Source organism: Gordonia sp. DT30 (genome assembly GCF_049844915.1).
GTDB lineage: Bacteria > Actinomycetota > Actinomycetes > Mycobacteriales > Mycobacteriaceae > Gordonia.
In genome coordinates this window covers 17,236-36,100 of sequence record NZ_JBNCLY010000031.1, presented here as the reverse complement: position 1 = coordinate 36,100, position 18,865 = coordinate 17,236, and the positions used below count along the sequence as shown (strand labels likewise).

General features: G+C 67.5%; 20 protein-coding genes. 5 read left to right on the top strand and 15 right to left on the bottom strand.

The genetic code is table 11. The annotated features are described in order from the left end of the window. Positions 1-307 precede the first annotated feature (307 nt). Positions 308-1,717 carry a cytochrome P450 gene (locus ACLQ3C_RS20135; RefSeq protein WP_425706875.1) on the top strand — a complete coding sequence of 470 codons (1,410 nt, stop codon included), beginning with the start codon at positions 308-310 and terminating at the stop codon, positions 1,715-1,717. 19 nt (positions 1,718-1,736) lie between these two features. Here ACLQ3C_RS20135 and ACLQ3C_RS20130 read toward each other — a convergent pair whose 3' ends face one another. From ACLQ3C_RS20130 to ACLQ3C_RS20115, 4 genes are all read right to left on the bottom strand, one after another. Then, the gene (locus tag ACLQ3C_RS20130) at positions 1,737-2,009 is read right to left on the bottom strand and encodes a DUF4235 domain-containing protein (RefSeq protein ID WP_425706874.1); all 273 of its coding nucleotides are present in this window, start codon (positions 2,007-2,009) and stop codon (positions 1,737-1,739) included. A gap of 9 nt (positions 2,010-2,018) precedes the next feature. Next, a complete protein-coding gene (locus tag ACLQ3C_RS20125) occupies positions 2,019-2,294 on the bottom strand; it encodes a DUF3618 domain-containing protein (RefSeq protein ID WP_425706873.1) in 276 nt (91 codons plus the stop codon). Continuing rightward, complete coding sequence (locus ACLQ3C_RS20120) at positions 2,294-2,689, bottom strand: phage holin family protein (protein WP_425706872.1); 396 nt, start codon at positions 2,687-2,689, stop codon at positions 2,294-2,296. The genes ACLQ3C_RS20125 and ACLQ3C_RS20120 overlap by 1 nt, the downstream gene beginning before the upstream one ends. A gap of 128 nt (positions 2,690-2,817) precedes the next feature. Continuing rightward, positions 2,818-3,528, bottom strand: coding sequence for an NrtR DNA-binding winged helix domain-containing protein (locus tag ACLQ3C_RS20115; RefSeq protein WP_425706871.1), 711 nt, complete (start codon positions 3,526-3,528; stop codon positions 2,818-2,820). A 97-nt stretch (positions 3,529-3,625) separates the two neighbouring features. Between ACLQ3C_RS20115 and ACLQ3C_RS20110 the strand changes: the two genes are divergently transcribed. Both ACLQ3C_RS20110 and ACLQ3C_RS20105 read left to right on the top strand, forming a co-directional pair. Further along, a complete protein-coding gene (locus ACLQ3C_RS20110; protein WP_425706870.1) occupies positions 3,626-4,900 on the top strand; it encodes a vWA domain-containing protein in 1,275 nt (424 codons plus the stop codon). A gap of 53 nt (positions 4,901-4,953) precedes the next feature. Then, positions 4,954-5,946 (top strand): ADP-ribosylglycohydrolase family protein, encoded by a 993-nt coding sequence (locus ACLQ3C_RS20105; protein WP_425706869.1) that lies wholly within the window; start codon positions 4,954-4,956, stop codon positions 5,944-5,946. 10 nt (positions 5,947-5,956) lie between these two features. Here the strand turns inward: ACLQ3C_RS20105 and ACLQ3C_RS20100 are convergent, their stop codons facing one another. From ACLQ3C_RS20100 to ACLQ3C_RS20075, 6 genes are all read right to left on the bottom strand, one after another. Further along, entirely contained in the window at positions 5,957-7,741 is a 1,785-nt protein-coding gene (locus tag ACLQ3C_RS20100; protein ID WP_425706868.1) for a CocE/NonD family hydrolase, read from the bottom strand. A gap of 149 nt (positions 7,742-7,890) precedes the next feature. Further along, positions 7,891-8,199, bottom strand: coding sequence for a helix-turn-helix domain-containing protein (locus ACLQ3C_RS20095; protein WP_425706867.1), 309 nt, complete (start codon positions 8,197-8,199; stop codon positions 7,891-7,893). A gap of 202 nt (positions 8,200-8,401) precedes the next feature. Then, on the bottom strand, positions 8,402-10,045 hold the full coding sequence (locus ACLQ3C_RS20090) for a TerD family protein (protein ID WP_425706866.1): 1,644 nt from the start codon (positions 10,043-10,045) through the stop codon (positions 8,402-8,404). 147 nt (positions 10,046-10,192) lie between these two features. After that, positions 10,193-10,687 (bottom strand): DinB family protein, encoded by a 495-nt coding sequence (locus tag ACLQ3C_RS20085; protein WP_425706865.1) that lies wholly within the window; start codon positions 10,685-10,687, stop codon positions 10,193-10,195. 38 nt (positions 10,688-10,725) lie between these two features. Continuing rightward, a complete protein-coding gene (locus ACLQ3C_RS20080) occupies positions 10,726-11,184 on the bottom strand; it encodes a hypothetical protein (protein WP_425706864.1) in 459 nt (152 codons plus the stop codon). A gap of 198 nt (positions 11,185-11,382) precedes the next feature. Next, complete coding sequence (locus tag ACLQ3C_RS20075; protein ID WP_425706863.1) at positions 11,383-12,114, bottom strand: MmpS family transport accessory protein; 732 nt, start codon at positions 12,112-12,114, stop codon at positions 11,383-11,385. A gap of 284 nt (positions 12,115-12,398) precedes the next feature. Between ACLQ3C_RS20075 and ACLQ3C_RS20070 the strand changes: the two genes are divergently transcribed. Beyond that, the gene (locus tag ACLQ3C_RS20070) at positions 12,399-12,713 is read left to right on the top strand and encodes a hypothetical protein (RefSeq protein ID WP_425706862.1); all 315 of its coding nucleotides are present in this window, start codon (positions 12,399-12,401) and stop codon (positions 12,711-12,713) included. Positions 12,714-12,800: 87 nt separating this feature from the next. Here ACLQ3C_RS20070 and ACLQ3C_RS20065 read toward each other — a convergent pair whose 3' ends face one another. From ACLQ3C_RS20065 to ACLQ3C_RS20055, 3 genes are all read right to left on the bottom strand, one after another. After that, the gene (locus ACLQ3C_RS20065; RefSeq protein ID WP_425706861.1) at positions 12,801-13,271 is read right to left on the bottom strand and encodes a hypothetical protein; all 471 of its coding nucleotides are present in this window, start codon (positions 13,269-13,271) and stop codon (positions 12,801-12,803) included. Between the two features lie 174 nt (positions 13,272-13,445). Next, positions 13,446-14,120: an FAD-binding oxidoreductase gene (locus ACLQ3C_RS20060; protein WP_425706876.1), complete on the bottom strand. Its 675-nt coding sequence runs from the start codon at positions 14,118-14,120 to the stop codon at positions 13,446-13,448. Between the two features lie 38 nt (positions 14,121-14,158). Beyond that, positions 14,159-14,755, bottom strand: coding sequence for a sulfite oxidase-like oxidoreductase (locus ACLQ3C_RS20055; RefSeq protein ID WP_425706860.1), 597 nt, complete (start codon positions 14,753-14,755; stop codon positions 14,159-14,161). Between the two features lie 148 nt (positions 14,756-14,903). Between ACLQ3C_RS20055 and ACLQ3C_RS20050 the strand changes: the two genes are divergently transcribed. After that, positions 14,904-15,353, top strand: coding sequence for a DUF5994 family protein (locus ACLQ3C_RS20050; RefSeq protein ID WP_425706859.1), 450 nt, complete (start codon positions 14,904-14,906; stop codon positions 15,351-15,353). Between the two features lie 16 nt (positions 15,354-15,369). Here ACLQ3C_RS20050 and ACLQ3C_RS20045 read toward each other — a convergent pair whose 3' ends face one another. Next, positions 15,370-16,572 (bottom strand): vWA domain-containing protein, encoded by a 1,203-nt coding sequence (locus tag ACLQ3C_RS20045; RefSeq protein WP_425706858.1) that lies wholly within the window; start codon positions 16,570-16,572, stop codon positions 15,370-15,372. Further along, positions 16,569-18,863 (bottom strand): DUF5682 family protein, encoded by a 2,295-nt coding sequence (locus ACLQ3C_RS20040; RefSeq protein ID WP_425706857.1) that lies wholly within the window; start codon positions 18,861-18,863, stop codon positions 16,569-16,571. Before ACLQ3C_RS20040 ends, ACLQ3C_RS20045 begins: the two co-directional genes overlap by 4 nt. Positions 18,864-18,865: the final 2 nt, after the last annotated feature.

Genomic DNA, 18,865 nt, shown 5'->3' with positions numbered 1-18,865 from the left:
ACACCGTTGCCGGCCGGCAGCACCGGTGCCCACGACGTCGTCGAGATCATCACCTGGGATCCCGCCGACGTACTGAATGATGCCGTCACACGGTCACCGAGCGAATCGCGCCTGCGCCACCTACTCACCACCCGCGGACTCTGACGCTCGCAAAAATTTGCAGCAGATTCGATGAGCCGGCCGCCGCCCACGGTGGGGTGACGCCCACCACATCATCCTTGTACACTGACGCTATTGACACAAAGATGACTATTTGTGTCTACAAGATCGGCGGCAAGTCCGTCGGGCGAATCGGGAGGTACAGACGATGCCGACGACGGCGAAGCGATTACAGAAGGCCCTCGCGGCGGTCACCTCGCACTACCCGCGGCCGGCGACCCCGCTCGCCGATCCGCCCGCCGGCTCCGGACTCAAGCCGGTGTTGGGTGATGACGGAATACCGTTCTTCGGCAACACCTTTGAGGCCCTGTCCGATCCGTTGAAGAGCGCGATGCAACGATTCGAGAGGTACGGGCCGGTGTCCTGGTCGGGATCGCTGAATATGAACATCGTGACCCTCGTCGGGCCGGAGGCCGTCGAGTGCGCGTGGATGAACCGCGACAAGGCGTTCTCCAGCGAACAGGGCTGGGAGCCGATGATCGGCCCGTTCTTCCGGCGCGGGATCATGCTCATGGACTTCGCCGAGCACATGCATCACCGCCGCATCATGCAGCAGGCGTTCTCCCGGCCACGCCTCAACGGCTACCTCGATCTCATGACGCCGCACATCGAGAAGTCGCTCGCCAATTGGGATGTGCGCGCAGGCTTTCCGATGTACACCCAGACAAAGGAACTGTTGCTGTCGCTGGCGTCGGAGGTGTTCGTCGGTTCGACGCTGAACGCCGACGAGAATCATCGCCTCGAGAAGGCCTTCGAAGCCGCCGTCCGTGGCGGGCAGGCGATCATCCGCGCCGACGTCGGCAACTTCACGTGGGCACGCGGCCTGCGTGGACGTGAACTGCTGCAGCAGTATTTCCGCTCGGAGATCCCCGCCCGACGTGCGGGCAGCGGCGACGACCTGTTCTCGGTCCTGTGCCACAGCGTCGACGACGAGGGCAACGCCTTCAGCGACGAGGACGTCGTCAACCACATGATCTTCGTGATGATGGCCGCCCACGACACCTCGACGATCGCACTGTCGATGATGGTGCATCACCTGGGCCGTAATCCCCAATGGCAGCAACGCCTTCGGGATGAGTCCCTCGCCCTGGGCAAGGACACGCTCGACTATGACGACCTGAGCGCGCTGCCCAGCATGGAGCCGGCATTCAAGGAAACCCTGCGCATCAACGCCCCGGTGGGCATGCTCTTCCGAAAGACCGTCGCCGACACCGACATCCTCGGCCACTACGTTCCCGCCGGAACCCTCATCGCAATCCATCCGTGGGCGACGATGTTGCGCGAGGAATGGTGGCCGAACCCGACGACGTGGGACCCCGAGCGCTTCTCCCCCGAGCGACGCGAGGACAAGGTCCACCGCTTCGCGTGGGCGCCGTTCGGTGGCGGCGCCCACAAATGCATCGGCCTGTATTTCGGTGGGATGGAGGTGAAGTCGATCCTGCATCAGATGCTGTTGCGTTTCGAGTGGTCGGTGCCCGCCGACTACACCCTCGACCTCGAATACGGCACCGGGCCCACTCCCGCCGACGGTTTGCCCATCGATATCCGACGGCGGTGACAATCGGCGGCCGCTACTCTCACGCCGCCGGCGGCGTGTGCGTCACCTTCGCGTACCCCTGCGCACCGGCGCGGTCGATGGCCGCCTTCACCACACCGAACACCAAGCCCTGCAAGGCAGCTGCGGCGATCACCTCACCGGTGCTCCGCTCCAGGTTCTCGGCGTCGGGTGGACCCGACTTGTCGGAGATCCGCTTCCAGATCTGGTTGAACACCGCGCCCGCGACGACCCCACCGAGAACACTGGTTCCCATCGACAGCGGCTTGTAGATGATCTTCGACGTGGCAGACACTTTCGGCTCCTAACGCCGGCGCCGACGGATGACGATGATGGCCCCCAGCGCCACCACCACTGCCGCCACCGCACCGATGATCGTTGTCTGATTGTCGCGGGCGGTGTCCACGGCCGCGTGCGTGGCGCGATCTTTGGCTGCGCCCACTCGGGCCGGCACGTCGAGGCGGTTGGTGAGTGCGTCGACGGTGTCGGCGAGTTCGGCACGCTGCTCCTCGATGGGAGTGTTCTCCGAGGCCACTTGGCGCACTTCGACATTGGTGGGATCGTTGATCGGATCGGTCATCAGATGTGCTCCTTGATCGTGTTGACGTCACGCTGCACGCTGTCGGTGGCATGCCGGGGCACCGGCGGGATCTGCGCCTTGGCGCGCTGGGCGCCGATGGCTGCGGCGCCACCGCCGACCACCAGCAGGATCGCGCCGACGATCACGGCCGCCAGCCACACCGAGACCACATTGGCCAGTCCGGCGATCGCCGCGGCGGTCAGCGCGCCCAGGCCGAAGAGGGTGAGCAGCAGCCCGACTCCGGAGACACCGATGCCGATTCCCGCGCGGGTGCCCTTGGTCTTGACCTCGTCGACGGCGTCACGGATTTCGGTTCGCACCAGTGTGACCGTTTGCTGCTGAAGCCTTTCGACGAGTTCGACGGTGGAGAGATCGTGGGGTGTTTGTGATGTCATGTCATTCGACCTCCTGCAACGATGTTCTCGGAATTCGGATCGTCGTCACCCGGTCGCGGCCGGGTTCTGAGGTCGCGGGTTCCCCGGATCGATCAGTTCAAACCCTGATCACTTTCGACCCGGCAGCGTCACTCGTCGCTCTTGCTCGGCAGCTTCCACCCGAAGGTCGCGGTGGGCGGGGCGTTCTTCGCATACAGACGCGCCGGCCGGCCACCGGCCACCCGCGTCACCGGCTGCCCGGAGCGGTCGGTCTGGGCCGCCAGCAGTGGCTGCACCCGGCGGTTGAACGAATCCCGCATCAGCCGGCGTCCGAGGATCGCCTCGTGCAGTTCCCGCAGTTCGGTGAGGGTGTACGGGGTCGGCAGCAGATTGTCGGGGTCGGGGCGGTCCTCGTAGCGTCGCCGAAGACTGTCGGTGGCGGCTGCGATGATCCGATCATGGTCGTAGAGCAGCGGTTCCCCTGACGCCAGTGCCCCCGAGGCGGTCACCGGAGCCGGCTCCCCGACCACGTCCGTCAGCGCCGCCGCCGGCAGTGCGACGGCATGCGCGATCGAGACCGTCCACCCGCGTCGGTCCCGGTCCGGATCATCGAACACCTGCAACAGGTGCGGGTGGACGTGATCGGGCGAGAGCCCCAGCTTGAGTTCGAGAACCTCACGCACGGTGTCGGCGACGCGTCGTCGTTCCCGGATGAAGCGGCCCGGCAGCATCGCCGTCCCGTCGTCGTCGCGCTGGATGACCACGCACAACTCGGCGTCGACGACGCTGAGCACCGCGATGTCGACGGCCACGCTGGGTCGCGGATAGTCGGTCAGTCGACTGATGTGTTCGGCGGCCACGACCACAGGCTATGCGAGTGTCTGCGCAAAGTAGTAATCTCATGAACGCGCAAAGTCGCCTCGGTCGGATGCCGGGGCGGAGAGAAGGAGCGAAACAATGAAGTTCTCTGCCGCCCTCGACGTCGACGTCGTGGCCCTCGAGGCCGCCGACGAGGTCACCGTCATGCTGGAGCTGCAGGCTCCGGCCACCGCACCGGCAGATTCCGAGCGCCCGGCGTCCGCACTGCAGGTCGTGCTCGACCGCAGCGGATCGATGAGCGGCCCCCCGTTGGCCGGCGCCCAGCGGGCACTGGCGGCCATCGTCGCCCAGCTCGACCCGACGGACGTGTTCGGCGTCGTCGCCTTCGACGATTCCGCGACGGTCGTCGCACCCGCCGGTCCCCTCACCGACAAGCAACGCACCGTCGCGGCCATCGATGCGGTCACGCCCGGCGGATGCACCGATCTGTCGTCGGGATATCTGCGGGGCCTGCAGGAGTTGCGGCGCGCCACCGCCGACGCCGGCACCCGCGGCGGCACCGTGCTCGTCATCAGCGACGGACACATCAACAGCGGCATCCGCGACCACGACGAGTTCGCGAGCATCGCCGCCAAGGCCGCCGCCGACGGCATCGTCACCTCCACCCTGGGCTACGGCCGCGGCTATGACGAATCGCTGCTCGAGGCGATCACCCGTGCCGGCAACGGCAACCACAGCTTTGCCGACGACCCCGACGCGGCCGGCGCCGCGATCGGTGCCGAAGTCGCGGGGCTGCTGTCGAAGTCGGCGCAGGCGGTGACGCTGACCGTGCGCTACGTCGAGCAGGTCGGCGAGCTCTCGCTGTACAACGACCTGCCCGCCCACCAGACCGCCAACGGCGAGGTGATGATCGAGCTGGGCGACCTATACGCCGACGAACAGCGAAAGCTGCTGCTACGCATGTCCGTCGACGGGCTCGCGGCACTCGGCCTCAACCAGCTCGCGACCCTGGAGTTGCGCTACGTGGAGACCGCGACCCTCACCGAACACACGGTGACGCTGCCGATCTCGGTCAACGTCGTCCCCGGCGACGGACTCGGCGACCGCATCCCGGACCCGGTGGTCCGGTCGGAGCGGCTGTATCAGGAAGGCCAGCAAGCCAAACTCGAGGCGTCGCGCGCCTACGAGTCCGGCGATCTGGCCGCCGGCGCCGCACACCTGGCACGGTCCCGGGCCAGCTACGTCGATGCGATGTCGGCCGCACCCGCGGCGGCTGCGGAAGACTTGGCCGCCGAGATCGCCCTCGTCGACGAATTGGGCAGCGACGCCACCGTTCTCGGCGCCGGCTACGTGTCCAAGCGTTCACGCGACTCCTACCACGAAGGCAACCGCAAACGCGGTCGGCGGGGCTAGCCCCGTCCGCGCTGCCCAAACCCCTTCGCACCGAACAGAAAGCAGTCCCACCTGTGCCCTCACCCACCATCCCCGACCGCACATTCGGCGCCCTCCTCGGTACCGCCGTCGGCGACGCCCTCGGTGTCCCTTATGAATTCGCCCGACGCCTCGGCCCGGCCGAGATACCGGAGATGGTCGGCGGCGGCCTGGGCAGCTACCAACCCGGCGAGTGGAGCGACGACACCACCATGGCCGTCGCCATCGCGCAGGCCGTTGCCGACGGTCACGACCTCACCTCCGACGCCGGGCTCGACGCCGTCGCCCGCGGATTCCTGCGCTGGTACACCGACTTCGACGGCATCCCACCCGACATCGGCAACCAGACCCGTGCGGTGCTCGCCGCCACTTCGCGGCGACTCGACGCCGACCCGGATGCCTCCGTCGGCGCCGTCATGCGTGAGGAAGCGCTCGTCTACGCCGCCGAGAATCCACGATCGGCGGGCAACGGCGCGTTGATGCGCACCGCGCCGGTCGCCGTGGCGCACCTGGATTCTCGGGATGTGCTGGCCGACGCCGCACGCGCCGTCGCGGGACTCACCCACGCCGACGCACTCGCCGGTGATTCGTGCGTGGTGTGGTGTGAGGCGATCCGGGTCGCGATCACCGACGAGCGGCTCGACGTCCGCGCGGGTCTCGATCTGCTACCGGCCGCGCGAAGGGATCAGTGGTCGGCCTGGCTCGACGACGCCGCCACTCAAGACCCGGGTCGCTTCTCCGCCAACGGTTTCACCGTCACCGCCCTGCAGGCGGCTACCGCCGCGGTGCTGCAGACACCGATCGGCGACGACCCGTCGGCACACCTCGAGCAGGCGCTGTATGCCGCCATCCGGATCGGGCACGACACCGACACGATCGCCGCGATCGCCGGCGGGCTGCTCGGCGCGCGGTGGGGTGCGAGGGCGATCGCCGACGAATACCGCGATGCGGTGCACGGCTGGCCCTTCGTCGACGGCCGCGCCACCGATGCCGACGATCTACGGCGAATGGTCGACGCCGTCCGCTGATCCGGTACGGCTATCCGGCGACCACCGGCAACGTCACCGTCTGCCCGGCCCCGGCACTGATCGCCACCGGCAGGGCCGACTGGCCGCCGCGATAGTTGGTGGAGCCACCGGAGATCACCAGCCGCAGCCGGTGTCCCGGGTCGAAGCGGTGCGCGAAGGCGGGCATGGTCACGGTGAACGGCTTGGTCGGGTCGGCGATCCGGGCCGGCGCGACGAGGTTGCCGACGGTGGTCGCGTGACCGGACGCATCGACGTCCTCTACGCGGTAGAACAGCACCAGTTGTTGCACCGCAGGCACATTCGCGCCAACTGTGGTCCGCACTCGTAAGGTCACCTTCGGTGAGCCGACCACGTCGAGCGATGAGGTCAGTGCCGGACTGCTCCACTGCGCGAAGGTGCCGGGAATGTCGTTCTCCGGCACATTGATCAGGCCGAGCGCGTCGGGCGCGTCATGGTTGGTCGGCAATCCGAACGGTGGCGTCGTGAACCGTGCCAGGCCGGCTTGCACCGGTCCGCCGGGTGCGGCCAGGCCGTCGTTGCCGGAGAGCCGGTACGTGCTCGGCGTTCCGACGTCGACGGTGTCGGCAGATGCGTAGGCGGGTGCCGCGTTGCCCGAATATCCAACCCAGGAACGGTAATAGGAGAATTGCGGACCGGTCGAAGCCGATGACCCCAGCAGGTAGTGGTCCATCCAGCCCGCGATCCGCCCCGCGGTGTACTGGGTGGTCGCGTTCGGCGCCTTCTCCACGTAGTCGCCGGGTTCCGGCAACGCCGAATGACCGCCCGACATCCAGATCATCTTGGTGTCAATACCATTGGCCTGCAGGCCACGATAGGTGGCGAGCGCCTCGTTGATGTTGAACAGGGTGTCGGTCTGGCCCTGGATGAGCAGGGTGGGAATTCGGATTCGGTTGAGATAGCTCGCAACCGACCCGGCCCGCAGCCGTGCGCGCACCGACTCGTCCATGACACCGGTGGTGACGGCTTGCGCCAAGGCGGTGCAGATCTGTGGCGGATAGTTCGGGCAGCCGGTCAGGCGCATCGGGTCGACGTCAGCATTCGTGACGCCGGACATGATGCCCGCCAGCGCCAGCGAAGAGTCCCAGTTGATCTTGGGCGCACCCGGGTTGTGCGTCGAGACGCCGGTGGTCTGCCCGGTGTTGTTGGGCGACAAAGAATATGAGAGGTCATTCCACGTCACCATCGGGGCGATGGCGTCGATGCGGGGATCGGTGGCCGCGGCGGCGAACTGGATCTGGCCGCCGTAGGAGCCGCCCACCATGCCCACCCGCGGGTCGTGTGCGTGCGGCCGTCCGTCATGCGCGCTCGAGTCCTTGGTGACCACGTTCAGCACCGGCGCCGGCCGAGTGTGGGCGGCATCGAGATACGCCGCGCCCGCAGCTCCCCCGAGATAGTCGACGAGTCGCGACGCCGCGCGGCCGTCCGGATTGGGGGTGTCGAAGCTGATGCGGCACCCGGAACCGCCGAAGCCGAGCCCGGAGTACGCCAGGACCACGTAGCCGCGCTGGGTGAACATGTCGGCCACCGGTTTCAGGTCATCTTTGGAACCGCCGAAGCCGTTGGTGGTGAGGATCGCCGGCGCGGTGTTCGACGCGCTCAGCCCGTTGGGGACATACGCATCGGCAACGACGTCGCAGGGCTGACCGTCCTGGCCCGTGACCGCGAAATGCAGCGTTGTCGTCGAATACGCCGGCGGGGCGGCGGCCGCAGGAACCGCAAGTCCTCCGAGTAGGCCCGCGGACAGTCCCGCCACGACCGCCACTCGCTTCAACACCCGTCCGCACATGCCTACCTCCGGTTTGTTCGCCTGCGCAGACCTTACTCACCCTGTGGCGTGGCTCACCGGCGGGTACCTGGTGAGACGCACAACGGCTCGTTCCACCAAGGTTTGTCTTTAACTACTCTGGCCTGATTCCCCTGGGCTCACAGGGCCAGCGGGACACGAGTACCGTCGGCCTTCCGCACCACCACCTCCAGTTCTCCCCCGGTAGCCTCGACGTACTTTCGCAACGTCTCGACACGTGCGGTCACGATCTGTCCGTGCTCCATCTGCGAGATCCGGTTCTGGCCCACCCCGATCAGGTCCGCCAGATGGCCTTGCGTGTACCCAGCCTCCTCCCGCAACTGCCGCAGCCGGTAGACCTGCGCGTCGTGTTCCATCTCGGCGCGCACCGTATCGACCCGCTCCCGATTGCCCGGACGTCGAGTCCGCAATTCGTCCAAATTCGTCATCGTCATTTCCGTCTCTTCTTGGCTGTTGGCTTATTTCCTACTGCTCGTAGCTGTTCACGCTGCGCTATCACTTATAACTGATACTGGGAGCTAGCACGGACGCTTTGCCCGCCCGGTACCGACTGCGACGCGCAATGCACGACGCGCTGAAGGCCAGGCGCGCAGAATCGACGCGATCTTCCTGCCGCGAAGTGACCTCGCGCTAATCGTCGATCTCCACACCATGCCGGACGGCGAAGCCGGCGAGGTCGTCGTCGTAGCCCTGCCCGACGATCCGTAGGCGCCACCGTCGGTTCCGTCGGTAGATCTCGGCGATGATCATGGACCGTTCGGTGGTGGCGGCGTCGCACACCGCGGTCGCGATGGTCGTCTCGGTGGTGTCCACCCCGACCGACAAGGCGCCGATGTCGCCGAAGGTCTGGCCTTCGACGGCCGCACCCACCATGATGCGAGCGACCTCGGCGGGTACCGCACGCAGGTCGACGGCGATGCCCTGCTCCCGGTCGCCGTCGATGCTCAGTGTCACCGCGCCGTCGGGGCTGACCGGCTGGTTGAAGAAGACGAATTCGTCGTCGGAGAGCACACGTTCGTCCTCGCCGAGCTCGAACGCCAACACGTCGACGTCACCGACCTGTGCCGGGGCTGCACTCCACGCCACGTTGATCGTGAACTGGGTCAGTTCGGCGGGCAGGTCGATCACCGCACCGGGAGTCATCATGATCGGGGTCCATTCCGGTCGTGTGGCGGCAACGTCGGCCGAGGCGCTGTCGACGTCGGCCGGGTCGAGGTCGCCCGGTGTTCCCAGTGCCGCGTCGACGTGATGCATTCCGAGAACTGTCAGGCCCCGCGACCGTATCTTGGGCATCCGCGGATCGCCGACGCCCCCGTCGAGAACCAACACGTCGGTGACTCCCGCGGTGAGGTTGATCGCCGGGCTGGCACCCAATTGCGTTATGCGCGAACGCATCACCGTCGCCTCGACGTGGCTGCCGCCGAGCACGAGGACGCGCCGCCCGGCCCACGGACCGGCCGGACGACTCGGCGTACTCGGCTTCGGTGTCCCCTGTGGCGACTGTTGAGCCGGCTCGGGCTCGATGACGGTGACGACCTCGATGGACTCCGGGGCCGACTTCACCACGCCGGCGATCACCCGGGCGGCCAGCCGCAGGACCGTACCCTCGTCGACTACCGGGATTCCGGTGTCCTTGGCGTACTCGAGCTTCCGCGAACTTGCGGCGCCCGGATTCGCCACCAGCAGCCCCGTCTTGCCGCTGACACTGTTCATGACGTCGAGCCCGGCGTCGGTGAGGCGACGGGCGAGGTCGGCCCGTGCCAGTACGGTCGGGCCGGTGATAGCGATCTTGGTGCCCTGGACGAGGCCGACGGACGCGTCGTACCGACCCGGGTTGCGCCAGGGGCACGGCACCCTCGTCACCGGACCGGGGTATGCGCGCGAGGTGGCCGAGCAGGCGACCACCGGTAGTCCGAGTCCGAGTGCGCCCGCAAGATCCACACTGCGTCGGAACACCTCCATGAGGGTCCGCGCGTCGTCGCGGGCATCGTGCGCGGCCGCCTGGGGAATGCCCCAGTAGCGGGCCGGCGTACCCAGTTTGACGTTGGGCACATCGAGTTGGAGTCGACGCGCGAGGGTGACCGTGCACAGTCGATGGGTGATCGGCAGCGTCGTCCCGAGACGTCGGGCTTCCTCGACGAGAAATCCGTGGTCGAAGGTGGCGTTGTGCGCGACGAGGGTGCGCCCGGCCAGCATCCGCTCGAGATGCGGGACTGTCGAATCGAAGGTCGGTGCGCCACGCAGCCGTTCGGGTGTGAGGTGATGGATGTGCACCGGTCCCGGGTGCCCTCCTCTGCCCGGCGCGAAGCCTCTCGCGGATTGTGCCCGACGCCTCCGACAATTTCGGACACAACCCTGTCATCCGACCAGAGGGTTCTGCGGATACTGCCGCTCGGCGCGCGGATTACCGGCGTGGGCCGCTCACTTCACGTCGGTGCCGGGGTCGGCCAGGGTCTGTTCGACGAGGATGTCGGCGTGCCCGGTGTGGCGGGCGAGTTCTTCGACCATGTGCTGCAACACAAATCGCACGCTGACGGGCTCGTCATGCGAATTGGTGAGGACCGCATCGAGTGCGAGATCCGCCGCGATGGCCCGCGATTGCGCAGCGGTGGAGCGAAATTCGGCGACGACGTCGTCGAGGGACTCATCGTCGCCGACGGCGAAGCTCCCTTTGCCCGGGGAGGCGGGGCCGTCGCAGGCGTGCTCGTCCCGGCCGGCCAGGAAGCGCTGGAACCAGAATCGTTCGGCCGCGGCCGCGTGTTTGACGAGCCCGATCGGGGTGGTGGCCGACGGGACGAGGCGGTGTCGGGACTGGCTGTCGGTGAGCCGGGCGACCGAGGTGATCAGCGCTTCGCGGTTGCGGTCGAGCGCATCGTCGAGAATGTCGCGCTCCGACCCGTGAATGACTCTCGACATCCGATCCCCTCCCTGTCACTACGCCCCCGCACCGCCGCTCAGCCGTGGTAGGTGGTGTCGATTGTCAGTGTCTGTCCGCCGAGATAGGCGGCATGCGGTTTGACGGCAACATCGTAGACGCCCGGGGCGCCCGGCGAGACGACGTCGGCGCCCGGCAGACCGAAGGTGCCCGGTCCGGCGAAGTGGCGGCTGAAGGTGGTGCTGTGGCCGTCGGCACGGCTGGTGAACACGAAGTCGACGTCGAGTGTGCAGGGTGCGGCGCCGGACAGCGTTCCGCCCGCGATCAGGTCGGCCTCGTCCGGATAGTGGTCGACGGAAGCGGTCAGGGTTCCCGCGCAGGCGCCGGTGGACGACAGCGTGTACAGCGTCGTGCTGGTGACACCGTCTTGCGCTGCGGCCGTACCTGTTCCGAGCGTCGCGGTAAGTGTCGCGGCTGCTGCGAGCGTGCCGCCGACGACCCAGCTCGTGGCCTTGCGTCGTGAGGGTGTGGTCATCATGGAACTCTCCTCCGTCTCAAAGGTTGTGCTGTACGGAGGATGTCGTTCCCGATCCGGCAATCGTTACCCGAGCGAATAACATTTCGGTTACCGTACCGTGCTGTCTGGCAGTGCCGTCCACTGGTGGACGGGGCCGGAGGCGCTCGATCCGTATGACATTGCGCCCGGATTCCGGGCGTAACGTCATACGGATTCCGGCTAGGTGACGCCTCCGCACGCGGCAACGGCGCCCTCGCCCGACTTCGTGTCTGTAGCAATCACTTTGCTGCCCTCTCTGATGGTGCAGGTGATGCTTCCCGAGTCGTCGACACCGTTGCTGGCAGCAAGACTCACCGGTTTGAGAGAACCGGTGATCGTGACGTTCGTCGTCCAGGGGATCGACTGACTGTCCGCCCGCGACAACGTTCCATCCGCGGTCATGTACGCGATGAAGGCGCTCGACCCGTCCCCCTTGACCTCGTAGGTCACCGTCACCGGCCCGCTGACCTTGTTCTCGACGTCCTTGCCGACCCCGACGAGCGCGACGACGGCCACCACGACAACGATGATGAGCAGGATGATCCCGCCGCCCAGAATCCACGGCCAGACGGGACGCTTCTTCGGGGGCGGAAAGCCCGGGCCCTGGCCGGGTGGCGGAAACCCGGGCTGCTGGCCGGGCTGCGGATACCCCGGCTGCTGGTACCCCGGCTGCTGGTAGCCCGGCTGCTGGTAGCCGGGCTGGGGGTATCCCTGTTGCGGGTAGCCCTGCTCCGGAGAGCCCTGTTGCGGGTAGCCCTGCTCCGGGTAACCGGGTTGCGGGTATTCGGGTTGCTGATAGCCCGGTGGCTGGGAGTACCCGGGCTGCTGCACCGGCTGACCCAGCTGGGTCGGCTGATCGAACTGTGACGGGCCCTGATTCGGGTCGTTCCACGGATTCTGCGGGCCGGACATGACGTTCCCCTTCGCCTTCGATGAGCGGTGACGCCGCCGATCGACACGTCGTCGCCACACCGAGTTCACTGCCTGGACCGCGCGGCCTCAGCATGCTGCGAACAGACTAGACCAGCGGTCGGCGTCGTCGGAGGCGCATGTACTTCAGCTGATCGACGGTCACGCACCGGCCGTCGCGCCCACGACGCCCGTCATCTCGCACGCTTCCATCGCCGCGGTCTGTCGGTGACACCTGTGAACATCGAGGCATGAAAGACGACCGGCAGAAACACAATTCCATAGTCATGACCAGCAGGCAGGACGACGACGACGACGGCACGATGCTGCGCACCGTGACGCTCACCGAGGACGGTCAACTCCGGATCGAGGGCCACGATCGCGGCGCCGGTGTCGAAAAGTTCTTCCACCACAGCGAGTACGAGTACGAACGCAGGCTGTCGGCCGACGACGTCGCCCGCCTGCGAGAGCTACTCCGTCTTGCCGACGAAGATGATCTCCTTGCCGCCATCTCGGCACGGTTCGACAGCAACCACGCCCTCGAGCAATTCCTCATCGACAACGGCATCGAGGGCTCGTTTTGGAACCGGATCGGCGGCTGACGGTCACCGATGTACCCGCGGGTCGCGGGAGGCCGTTAGAAGTGGCGGCCGGGATGCGCCACTGCCGCATCCCGACCGCCGTGTGGGTCACCAGAGATCGTAGGAGACATTCACATTCGGATATCCCGAGTCGATCTGCGGGGCGTTGATGAAGTAGTGGCCGCCGGAGATCCCGGTCATCGCGGTGTTCACGTTGCCCTGCATGTCCTCGACGTTGTAGGTCGCGCGCGGCCCGAACGCGCCGATCCGGTAGTTGACGAAGACCGTCTCGTACGAGGAATTCGGGGCGTTGGTGACCACGGTTTCGGGGGCCCCGGGTGCCAGCATCTCGTGCGGCGCCTGCACCCACTGCCCGGTGCCGGGAGTTGCGCCGGCCAGCCACTCGATCTGATCGGTGTGGTTGGTAATCGTCATGGCGACGGTCGGCTCGCCCGGATGGTTCACCGGCACCGTGCCCGCGCTGGCCAGTCCTGCGCCGCCGGCTGCCAGGGCGCCGGCGATTCCGACACCGGCCAGGCCGGCGAGTGCGCGATTCTTGATGCTCTTCGAGATGTTCATGACGTTCTCCTTGGCCGCGGTCCAGGCCTTGTGGGTCCGGGCCCTTGGTGTGTTTCTGACACCAATGACTTTGCCGCGCAGACCCCCTCCGCTGAATCGGCCGACCGGGGGATCCGCCGGGGGATCGTCACCTCCCCCGATCGGGGGAGGGTGGGCCCGTGGGCAGGCGCCCGATCAACCGAATCGCTCGGTACGGATTCGACCGCTGTCGTGTCCGGCGGCGAGCATTGCTGCCGCGCAGTGTTCGACGAAGCCGTTGGGACCACACACGTAGACGAGGGGCTGCTGCTCCGGCGGAATGGTGACCGACGCCAGCTCTGCCGCACTCACCCGGGCCGGCGGACGCGGATCATCCTCCGGTGCGATCCGCGTATGAAAGATGTTGACGGGCAGCCGACCATGGTCAACCAGTTGCCGGAGTTCACTGGCGAAGTACCGGCGCTGCGGCGCCCGGATCGAGTACACGAGATTGAACTGTGTGGCCGGTGCCCAGATCTCGCGCATCCGGATCATCGACATCAGCGGCACGATGCCCGACCCTCCGCCGATCAGTTGGACCGGGCCCGTGTCCGTCGGGTTCCAGGTGAACCACCTGCCATGCGGTCCGCTGATCTCCAACGGCTCGCCGACCTCGACGACGTCGACCAGGTAGGGCGACACCTCACCGTCGTCGAGTCGCTCGACCGTCACCTCGACGGTCCGGTCTTCTCGCACATCCGACAGCGAGTAGGCCCGCGCCGTCGAGTACCCGTCGGCGGCGGTCAGCCGGATGTCGACGTGTGCGCCGGCGACGGCATCGAACGACTCACTCAGCGCCAGCCGTAGCGAACGCGCTGTCGGCGTCTGCATTTCGGCACCGACCACTGTGGTGATCTGCCAGTGCGTGGTCACGAATACCGCTGCTCACGCCAAGGATCGCCGTACATGTGGTAGCCGCGTTCCTCCCAGAAACCGGGAGTGTCGGCGGGCATGAAGCGCAGGCGCCGAACCCATTTCGCACTCTTCCAGAAGTACAGGTGCGGAACGAGGAGCCGCACCGGCCCACCGTGCTCGGGAACGAGGGGTTCACCGTCGAAGGTGTCGGCGAGCCAGCCCTGCCCGTCGACCAGGTCGGCGAGCGGCACGTTGGTGGTGTAGCCGCCGTAGCAGTGTGCCATCACGAAGGCACCTGGTTCGAACGGCAGACTGGCCAGTAGGTCGTCGAAAGACACTCCGCGCCAGCGGGTGTCGAACTTGGACCACCTGGTGACGCAGTGGATGTCGGTGGTGATGTCCTGATGCGGCAGCCCGCTGAACTGTGCCCAGTCGAGGCTGTGCGCCCGATGCTCGGCGGATTGAATGGTCAAGCGCCACTTGTCGAGTGGCAGCACCGGCGTCGGCTCGGCGGAGAGCACCGGGAAGTCGACAGTCGAGTATTGTCCAGGCGGCAGCCGGTCGGCCTGACGGTCCCGCCGGCCGACGAACCCTCTATTGACGATCGCCATCCGCCCAGTCTAGGTCCGCCCATGGTCATTGCCGTCCGTCGGCGTATAGTCGCAGGTAGCCGACTTACATTCATAGCCTGCGTCAACGTGTGGTCGTGTGTTGGTCACCGACAGAACGCGGCGTGAGCGCCGGTCAGGAGAGTGCTCGATGGTTGGCCGTGTACCGACGTTGGGACCCACACGGGTCCGATTCACCAGCGACCGTACGGCCCCGGTGGCCGGCGCCTGGTATCCCTACACCGCCGACCTGGCCTGCGAGTTGGGCAACCTGTCCGCCGCGGTCAGCCCCCTGATCGGCGACATCACCTCTATCTCCGTCAACTGGCAGAACTACCGCCGCTTCCCGGGACTCGACTCATCCGACTCCCCGGCCATTCCACCGCTGATGACGATCACCACGCCCCAGACCACGGCGACCGTGCTGGTGATTCCCTGCCGCACCTCGTCCTCGCTGGCGGCCGTGCTGCTGCGGCTCGCCGGAGACACCGAACTGCTCGACGGTCAGGCCCACTCCCTGGAAACTTTGCGTGGCCGGCGCATTTTGTCCCTGGCCGGCCAATACCTCCAGGAGCAGGCGTCCGCGGCAGCCGGTCGCTGACCGTACCGCGCACTACTCATTCCTCATCGCTCATGCCGCGCCGCGAGAGTTCGTTGGCGTCAGCCCAGCCGACGATGTCACCGCGGCTGATGGCGACTGCGAGCAGGTCGGGGAAGGCGTCGGGTGTGCAGGCGAACGCGGGAATGCCCAGGGCGGCAAGGTCTCCGGCGATCTCCCGGTCGAACGCCGGCGCGCCCTCGTCGGACAGCGCGAGCAACACGACCACCTGCACACCGTCGGCACGCAGGTGCGCCACGCGTTTGAGCATCTCCTCGCGGATGCCGCCCTCGTACAGGTCGGAGATGAGGACGAAGATGCTGTCGGTCGGCCGGCTGATGAGCCCCTGGCAGTAGGCGATGGCCCGGTTGATGTCGGTGCCGCCGCCGAGCGTGGTGCCGAACAGGACGTCGACCGGGTCGTCGAGCTTGTCGGTGAGGTCGACGACCTCGGTGTCGAAGACGACGAGCGAGGTGCGCACCGAGCGCATCGTGGCGATCACCGCACCGAAGATCGACGCGTACACCACCGACGACGCCATCGAACCGGACTGGTCGATGGCGAGCACGATGTCCTTACCGACCACCTGCGCGCGGCGGCCGTGCCCGACGAGCCGCTCGGGCACGATCGTCTTCTGCTCCGGCAGGTAGTTGTGCAGGTTGCGGGCGATAGTCGCATTCCAGTCGATGTCGCGCAGCTTGGGCCGATGCACCCGGGCGGCTCGGTCGAGGGCCGCGCCCACCGCGCTGCGGGTGCGGTCGGCGATGCGGCGCTCCACCTCGTCGACCACCTTACGCACCAGTGCCCGCGCTGACGCCTTGGAACTCTCGGGTATGGCGCGGCCGAGTCCGATGAGGGTGGTGACCATCTCGATGTCGGGTTCAATGCTGTCGATCAGTTCGGGTTCGGTGAGCAGCGAGTACAGGTTGAGGCGTTCGACGGCGTCGTGCTGCATCACCTGAACCACCGTGGACGGGAAGTACTTTCGGATGTCGCCGAGCCAGCGCGCCACCGACGGCGCCGACTTGCCGAGCCCGCCCTTGCGGGAACCACTGGCCTCGTACAACGCCGCGAGCGCCCCGTCCATCGCGACGTCGGCGCCGCCGAGCGCCGGGAGTTCGGCGGCCGCGGGGTCGCCGAGCACCAGCCGCCATCGGCGGGCGCGTTCGGCGGCGGTATCCGCGGTGTCGTCGTCGTGCACGGCGTCGTCATCGATGGTCATGGCAATCCCAGGATGCGGGCGACCACGGCGACCGCGGGCGCGGCGAGGTCGGCGTCGAAGGTGGTCACGGTGTCGGCGCGCCGGTCTCTACAGTCCAGGGAGGCGACGCGGTTGCCGATGTTGCGGCGGACGGAGGTGTCGAAGACGCCGAAGGTTCGGCGCAGCAACGGCAGGACGTCGGTGAAGTCACGCTCGCCGAGCCCGGTGAGCCAGCCGTCGAGCACAGCGAGCAGATCCCGGTCGTGCACGAGCAACAGCCCGCCCTCGCCGAGGAATCCCTCGATCCACTGCGCTTTCGCGGTGGGGGTGGCGCCGGTGGACAGCGCGAACTGCAATCGGTCCGCGGCATCGGTCGCCGCGATCTCCCCGCCGTCGAGCAGCAGCCGGGTGGCGCGGCCGACGAGGAGTCCGTTGACGTCGGAGCGATCGGCGATGGTCCGCAGCGCACCGGTCCACCGCTGTCTGTCGTCGGCGTCGAGCAGCGCCACGGTCTCGTGGACGGCGTCGACGTGCTCCTTGAGGGCCGTCGCGGCGTCGTCGTTCAGGCTGGAGATGGCGCCCGGGATGCCGATGCAGATGCGCGTCAGCAACGACGACGCGACCAGACGCAGGGCGGCGGTGTCGGTGCCGCGGACATCGCCGTAGCGTTGCGCGCGACCGAGTGCCGGGAGTGCCTGCATCAGTTGCGCCACATCGTGGTCGACGGCCGCGCGATCGCGCAGGGCGGTCAGGATCGGCGGGACCGCGTCGACGAGTTCGGCCAGCAGCGCCGCCTCGAGTGCACCGGTGACCTGGCCGAGTGACGTGCCGGCGCCGGCCTGGTCGACGACCTTGGCGGTGGCGGCCGCACGTACCGTGGTCCCCCACACCGACGCCATGACGACGTCGATGACGAACTCCGGGCGCCATGCGACGATCCAGCCCTCCTTGAACGTGCCGGTCCCCGACACCTCGTTGGGCGTTCCCCACCCCACCCCGAGCACCTGGAGTCGGTGCAGCAGCAGCGATTTCGCCTTATCGGCGGGTCGGCGCAGATCCAGCACGAGTTCTTTGGCGACCGGATTCATCTTGAGCCGGGCCGTTCGCGCGGTCGCGGTGACGTCGGCCTGCAGCGGCACCACCGGCGCGTCGTCGGGCACGGTGCCGAGTCGCTCGCCGATGACGGCTTCGCGGTACATGAGGTCGGCCAGACCGGTGTCGCCGTGGCACATGACTGCCAGGGTGGCCTCGTTGACCTCGACGAGCCCCGGGAGTGGCCGGTGCCGCATGACCGCCAGTGTCTCGGCGAGCCGCGCGGTCTCGATGATGTGCGCCGACGACACGTCGATGTCTTTGTCGCGCAACAGGTTGGCCTGGTGAATCAGCCAGCGGATGATGACGTCGTCGGTGGTGGTGAACAGGTGGTGATACCAGCCGGGTGAGATGACGCCGGCGCCGTAGCCAGACGCGCTCGCGAGCCGCGAATGCGTCCATGGCACCCAGGCGAGCCGGGTGCGGATCTTCGGGGTGCCCTTGAGGGTGCGGGTGTCGGCGGCCGCCGGCGGCAGCTTCCCGGCGAGGGCGGGCGCATGCCAGGCACCGCACACCACGGCCACCCGCTCGACGCCATCGCGTTTCAGCGTTTTACGCAGGGTCTGCCGCATGTGGGCTTCGCGGCGTTCCTCATGCAGTTGTTCGGGGTCCGAGTACTCGGTGTCGGAGTGGTCGGACGCGCGTAGGAAGTCGTCCTCACGCAGGGCCGCCATCGCTTCGGTGATCGCGACGAATCCGTCACCCTCGCCGCGGGTTTCGATGACGTCGTCCCACCAGCGCTCCGGGTCGCTGTAGCCTGCAGCGTCGGCGAGGGCGCGGATCGGGTCGGCGCGGATCCGATCGGCGTGCGTGGGTTCGGTGTCGGTGACGTGGTCGGTGTCGGCGGGTGCCGACCGGTGTGAGAGCACCATCGATGTCGGCAGATCACAGAATTCGACCGGCACCTGGGCGCGCAGGGCCCAGCGCATCGCCTGCCATTCCGGGGAGAATTCGGCGAACGGCCAGAACGCGGCGAGCGCCGGGTCATCGGCGGCGTAGCCGAGCAGGGCCACCGGCGGCGCCATGCCCGGCTCGATCACCGCGGTGATGAGATCCGTTGCGTCGGACGGTCCTTCGATGAGCACGACGTCGGGCCGGATGCGGTCGAGTTCGCTGACCACCGCGCGCGCCGAACCCGGCCCGTGATGCCGGATACCCAGCACGTGGGTGCCCGGCGCCACCTCCGGTGGGGCGTTCGTCTCGGCGGTGGTCACGGACATGC

Excerpts from the sequence above, each read along its gene's own strand:
- ACLQ3C_RS20135 (WP_425706875.1), top strand. The coding sequence starts at position 308 with ATGCCGACGACGGCGAAGCGATTACAGAAGGCCCTCGCGGCGGTCACC.
- ACLQ3C_RS20125 (WP_425706873.1), bottom strand. The coding sequence starts at position 2,294 with ATGACCGATCCGATCAACGATCCCACCAATGTCGAAGTGCGCCAAGTG.
- ACLQ3C_RS20120 (WP_425706872.1), bottom strand. The coding sequence starts at position 2,689 with ATGACATCACAAACACCCCACGATCTCTCCACCGTCGAACTCGTCGAA.
- ACLQ3C_RS20110 (WP_425706870.1), top strand. The coding sequence starts at position 3,626 with ATGAAGTTCTCTGCCGCCCTCGACGTCGACGTCGTGGCCCTCGAGGCC.
- ACLQ3C_RS20095 (WP_425706867.1), bottom strand. The coding sequence starts at position 8,199 with ATGACGAATTTGGACGAATTGCGGACTCGACGTCCGGGCAATCGGGAG.
- ACLQ3C_RS20085 (WP_425706865.1), bottom strand. The coding sequence starts at position 10,687 with ATGTCGAGAGTCATTCACGGGTCGGAGCGCGACATTCTCGACGATGCG.
- ACLQ3C_RS20080 (WP_425706864.1), bottom strand. The coding sequence starts at position 11,184 with ATGATGACCACACCCTCACGACGCAAGGCCACGAGCTGGGTCGTCGGC.
- ACLQ3C_RS20075 (WP_425706863.1), bottom strand. The coding sequence starts at position 12,114 with ATGTCCGGCCCGCAGAATCCGTGGAACGACCCGAATCAGGGCCCGTCA.
- ACLQ3C_RS20070 (WP_425706862.1), top strand. The coding sequence starts at position 12,399 with ATGACCAGCAGGCAGGACGACGACGACGACGGCACGATGCTGCGCACC.
- ACLQ3C_RS20065 (WP_425706861.1), bottom strand. The coding sequence starts at position 13,271 with ATGAACATCTCGAAGAGCATCAAGAATCGCGCACTCGCCGGCCTGGCC.
- ACLQ3C_RS20060 (WP_425706876.1), bottom strand. The coding sequence starts at position 14,120 with ATGCAGACGCCGACAGCGCGTTCGCTACGGCTGGCGCTGAGTGAGTCG.
- ACLQ3C_RS20055 (WP_425706860.1), bottom strand. The coding sequence starts at position 14,755 with ATGGCGATCGTCAATAGAGGGTTCGTCGGCCGGCGGGACCGTCAGGCC.
- ACLQ3C_RS20050 (WP_425706859.1), top strand. The coding sequence starts at position 14,904 with ATGGTTGGCCGTGTACCGACGTTGGGACCCACACGGGTCCGATTCACC.
- ACLQ3C_RS20045 (WP_425706858.1), bottom strand. The coding sequence starts at position 16,572 with ATGACCATCGATGACGACGCCGTGCACGACGACGACACCGCGGATACC.
- ACLQ3C_RS20040 (WP_425706857.1), bottom strand. The coding sequence starts at position 18,863 with ATGTCCGTGACCACCGCCGAGACGAACGCCCCACCGGAGGTGGCGCCG.